A 4,404-nucleotide genomic window follows, 5' to 3' on the forward strand; every position below is an offset into this window, starting at 1 on the left:
TCGTTCTTGTTCGGGTTTAAACTCGCGGACAATATTCCAGATGCCATCATGTCCGTCTCCGATACATGTGAGGGTCAACAGCCAAAGGTTGGCTGTTGACCCAATCACTTCAATGATTGAGGATAACTTGTCAATTACCCCAATCTCGCCAAACTCCGCAATCTCGCCAGCTTGATGCACTAATTTACCTGTCTGTGGCTGTTGCTCTGTCGCTATTTGACGAGATTCAAAGGCTGGTTTTACGGTCGGTTGGTTTAGTTCTTCCTTGAATGCTTCCAGTTCGGTTTGGTCAAAGTTGGCAGTCGGGCGAGTTTTTCCTTTCTCGTACTTAACACCGATTCGTCCTTGCTGAACGTAACGCTCAAGCGCTCGAACGCTGACACCTAGAAAATCTGCTGCTGACTGCTTATTCATAAATCTCGCCAAATATCGAAACTCGCCAAAATCCTATCAGTGATTGGCGAGTTTTGGCGAGATTGAGAAAGAGCAACCATTATTCCTCAGCTGTGCCTATGCTATATTTCCCCTAAAATATAGGACTAGGTGCTATACTTTAACCGAAGAGACTAGAAAATGAAAATTTACAAAAACCGTACTTTTGACCGTTGGGCGCGAAAGGAAGGCTTAAACAATCTTAGTCTCTGTAACGCTGTAAACGAAATGGCAGCAGGACTTTATGATGCTGACCTGGGAGGTGGACTGTTTAAAAAACGCATAGCAAAACCAGGGAAGGGTAAGAGTGGTGGATTTCGGACACTAGTAGCTACTAACAATGAAGATCGTTGGTTTTTTATTTTTGGCTTTTCAAAAAACGAACGCAGCAACATTGACAAAGATGAAGAAGAAGCTCTGAAAATGTTATCCAAGCAATTACTTGCTTATACACCAGAAGAACTTGAGCAAGCAAAAAATAGTAATGCGTTAATAGAGGTGATTTGTAATGCGTCAGAAGAAATCAGCAATTCTTGAAGCAGTTCATGAGACAGCAGAAGACCTACACAAAGCTGGGCTAATGAATCAAACTACATTGCGCGAATTTGAACACCTATGCCTACCTCCTATTGAGCCTCTAGAACCATTACAAATTAAAGAAATACGGGAAACATCTCAAGTTAGTCAAGCTGTTTTTGCACGTATTTTGAATATAAGTACTTCAACAGTTCAAAAATGGGAAATAGGACAAAAGCGGCCTAGTGGAGCATCTCTTAAGCTACTGCACTTGGTAAAGAATCGTGGGTTAAACAGTGTGCTGTATTAAAATTTTTGGCTCGGAAAACTTACTTACGGGTTATTCCTCTAATTTAACTTGTAAACCATTGTTCACCTCTGGTCGCTCAAAAACTCCAAACTAAGAAACTCTAGTAGCTAATTTCTTACTTTTATTTATCACAGCCGAGACTTATTAATGATTTTGAGAGCTTCGGCTGCCCAGCTTTATTGTGCGGTCGGATCTGAAATATCTGGGGCATCTGGGTAAAAAAGAGTTTTAAAATATACTCAAAATATTTAAAAATTTACTTACATAATTTAATAAAATGCTGACTCAGAATTTTATTGAAAATCTACCTGCCTTTATAGGATTGTTAATTACATCTAGCTGGCTTATATATACAAGTTTACGCATCGCATACAACTTAGATTTAATTCAAGTAACTATAAATTGGTTGTCAAATAAAAAAATTCTTTTACCATCTTTAGCTACTTTAATCTCACCTTTCTTGTTCATGTACGTTTATAAAATCGTGCCATTATTAGTGGATAAATGGAGACTTCGTGAATTTATTGGCATTTTAGGGGCAGTTACAGGTGTAATACTTGGTTTTCTTGTTAGTGAATTCCGTCAATGGAAGACAGAATTGCAACAATTTGATACAGTCCGTACTATGTTAAGGATTGAAATAAAGCAAGATTTAGAATTACTTAATGAGTTAAGGCAAAAGATAAAGCAAAGTAGTCAACCAATAGATTTTTTTAGAGATAATCCCCCTCCGCAATGGAATCCTATTATATGGAAAAATCAAGTTTTATTGCTTCCTTTAGCTTTCACAACCGAAGAAATTAATCAAATTTATAAGTTATATAATGAATTCGACGATGTTATCAAAAATTATTCAATTCTCCGTGAATTAATATCTGAATATAATGATATACCTGACAAAATTCAAATGTCTCTTGAAGATACGTTTTTACTAGATAAGAAGATACAATTATCAGCAAAAATAAGAACTAAACTTATCGAGTTTTACAATACAATACGAGAAATTCTTGATAGATATAAAAACCCTCTTGTGTAGCCGCTCCTTATAGGATTAAGTTAATGTGTAGTCGATTTTATCTAATGTTATTTTCTTCTATTATCATGTCTAACTCTGCTAATGTCGCACAAGTTGTTAGCACATTTGTCAACCTAACAAAGGAACTCAAGCCGTTTGTAAAAACAGATGACTTGAGAATTGCATTTGATAGTGAAGGTCAGGTTTATCTTATTGGGGATGACTTTCAGGAGCAAATCCATGCCAATTTTTCATTGTGGCGTGAAGTTAGGAACGAAATAAGAATCTTGATTGCAAAACACCGTTCTCAGTATAAACCGGATGAAAAAACTAATCCTTAAATTCATGACCCGTATCATATCGATTTTGGTGTGATGCAGGGTTGAGTGATAGCGCTCAAGATAGGGTTAATCTGAGGCTGAATGCTTTGCAACAAGCTGGTTTGCCTCGATGTCGCCAAACTACTATTTTCCGACTCATAGGCGAGGCGATCGCCCCCAATTGCCCTGAACAAAATCCTATAGAAGATATTTGGTTACAAGCTAAAACTTGGGTTCGACGTTTTTGTGCATTGGTTCCTTCATTCTCACATTTAAAGTGGATGTTTGAGTGGTTCATTCGACACACAAACGAGTGATTTTGCCACTCTTCAGATGTACGGAGTTTTTTCAAAAATCAAATAGGAGTCCTATAGATAAGTTAAAAGTGAAGTCTTACCACTACCTACTAAGGCAGTAACAAATCTAAAAGTAAAAAAACCGTCATCGAAGGTATGCCTGAGATCGTCTTCAAGTAGCTAAGTTATATTAGCTATTTGCCGTCCAGATAAACTTCGAGATGTGGAACCTTCTCCGTCACTTCCTGGTTGTCTAATAATACGTTCAATTCTAATATCTTCAATGAATCCAGTTCCTGACTTAAGGGAGCATCCCACTTTTTATGCTTCCAAAAAAGGTAAATAAAGCATGAGAAGGTAAAGGAATAATCTATGCGATCGTTTTAATGAGAGGCATCATGACTGAAGAAGAAAACCAACTTTTACTTCAACACGCTCGTGCGATCGCTAAGATACTCTACAAAAACGCTGCGATTGAGGAACTGACAAGCTTAGGCAAGATAGAAGAAGTAGTACGTAGCCAAATGCAGGAGCATGTAATGCCATGCGTAGGGGTTTTTTTACCCTTAAATGTCACAGGAGAAAACACGGGACACAGACGAGAAATAAAAAGTATCATTGGAAAACTACCAGTTACAAGTTCTCAAGCACAAAAACTGGAACTTAGACCCCATAGTCAATTAAGTCCATACTTAGAGGCATGTTGTTTAAGAGCGAGCGCTTCGGTATCGTACCAACGTGCAGCAGAAGACGTAAAATATGCAACCGGGATAGAAGTCCCTAAAAGTGTCCAACAGAGGCTAGTACATCGCCAAAATTTTGAATTTCCACAAACACAGTTAACTGTTGAGGAGTTGAGTGTTGACGGAGGAAATATCCGTATCCGTACACCAACTGGACAGCAATGTGACTGGAAAGGTTATAAAGCAGTTCGCTTAGACAATTTACAAGCGATCGCTGCTTCATTCGGTGGAAAATAATCTCGTGATTGATTGGGTCAACAGCCAAAGGTTGGCTGTTGACCCTCACATGTATCGGAGACGGACATGATGGCATCTGGAATATTGTCCGCGAGTTTAAACCCGAACAAGAACGACGCGAAATACAAGACTTGTTCCATCTAATGGAAAACCTTTATAAAGTTGGTGGTTCGATACAAAGAATAAACAAAGTCAAAGGGCTTCTGTGGGAAGGAAAAGTCGATGATGCGATCGCTTGTTTTGTTGATTGCACGCTCAAACAAGCTGAGAATTTCTGCGTCTACCTTGAAAAACATCGACACCGTATCGTCAATTATCAATATTACCAAGCCGAACAAATTTGTTCTATTGGCAAGGCGTGCTATTGAATCTACCGTTAAGCAAATTGACCGTCGAACTAAAATCTCTGGCGCACAATGGAAAATTGAGAATGTTCCTCAAGTCATCGCTCATCGTTGCGCCTACCTTAATGGATTAATCTCTGCTCGCTAAATAAAAAGTGGGATGCTCCCCGCGACGGATAATGCGATGTGTT

5 protein-coding genes and 3 pseudogenes are annotated in these 4,404 nt (G+C 38.6%); 6 read left to right on the top strand and 2 right to left on the bottom strand.

Annotated features, from left to right (window positions below):
• Window positions 1-106: pseudogene (locus TOL9009_RS49965) on the bottom strand (ISKra4 family transposase); the annotation flags it as partial.
• Between the two features lie 467 nt (window positions 107-573).
• Here TOL9009_RS49965 and TOL9009_RS0136670 point away from each other — a divergent pair.
• From TOL9009_RS0136670 to TOL9009_RS44885, 5 genes and pseudogenes are all read left to right on the top strand, one after another.
• Window positions 574-969, top strand: coding sequence for a type II toxin-antitoxin system RelE/ParE family toxin (locus tag TOL9009_RS0136670; RefSeq protein WP_029638655.1), 396 nt, complete (start codon window positions 574-576; stop codon window positions 967-969).
• Window positions 941-1,258, top strand: a complete 318-nt coding sequence (locus TOL9009_RS0136675; RefSeq protein WP_029638657.1) for a helix-turn-helix domain-containing protein — start codon at window positions 941-943, stop codon at window positions 1,256-1,258. The genes TOL9009_RS0136670 and TOL9009_RS0136675 overlap by 29 nt, the downstream gene beginning before the upstream one ends.
• A 277-nt stretch (window positions 1,259-1,535) precedes the next feature.
• Window positions 1,536-2,294: a hypothetical protein gene (locus TOL9009_RS0136680; protein ID WP_029638659.1), complete on the top strand. Its 759-nt coding sequence runs from the start codon at window positions 1,536-1,538 to the stop codon at window positions 2,292-2,294.
• A 65-nt stretch (window positions 2,295-2,359) separates the two neighbouring features.
• Window positions 2,360-2,614, top strand: coding sequence for a hypothetical protein (locus tag TOL9009_RS0136685; RefSeq protein ID WP_144238473.1), 255 nt, complete (start codon window positions 2,360-2,362; stop codon window positions 2,612-2,614).
• 152 nt (window positions 2,615-2,766) lie between these two features.
• Window positions 2,767-2,956 (top strand): annotated as a pseudogene (locus TOL9009_RS44885) (IS630 family transposase); the annotation flags it as partial.
• A gap of 113 nt (window positions 2,957-3,069) precedes the next feature.
• On the opposite strand, the gene TOL9009_RS48240 reads toward TOL9009_RS44885, so the two are convergent.
• Entirely contained in the window at window positions 3,070-3,207 is a 138-nt protein-coding gene (locus tag TOL9009_RS48240; RefSeq protein ID WP_186227781.1) for a hypothetical protein, read from the bottom strand.
• 80 nt (window positions 3,208-3,287) lie between these two features.
• Here TOL9009_RS48240 and TOL9009_RS41760 point away from each other — a divergent pair.
• Window positions 3,288-4,361 (top strand): annotated as a pseudogene (locus TOL9009_RS41760) (ISKra4 family transposase).
• Window positions 4,362-4,404 lie beyond the last annotated feature (43 nt).

The organism is [Scytonema hofmanni] UTEX 2349 (assembly GCF_000582685.1).
Taxonomy (GTDB): Bacteria; Cyanobacteriota; Cyanobacteriia; order Cyanobacteriales; family Nostocaceae; genus Hassallia; species Hassallia hofmanni.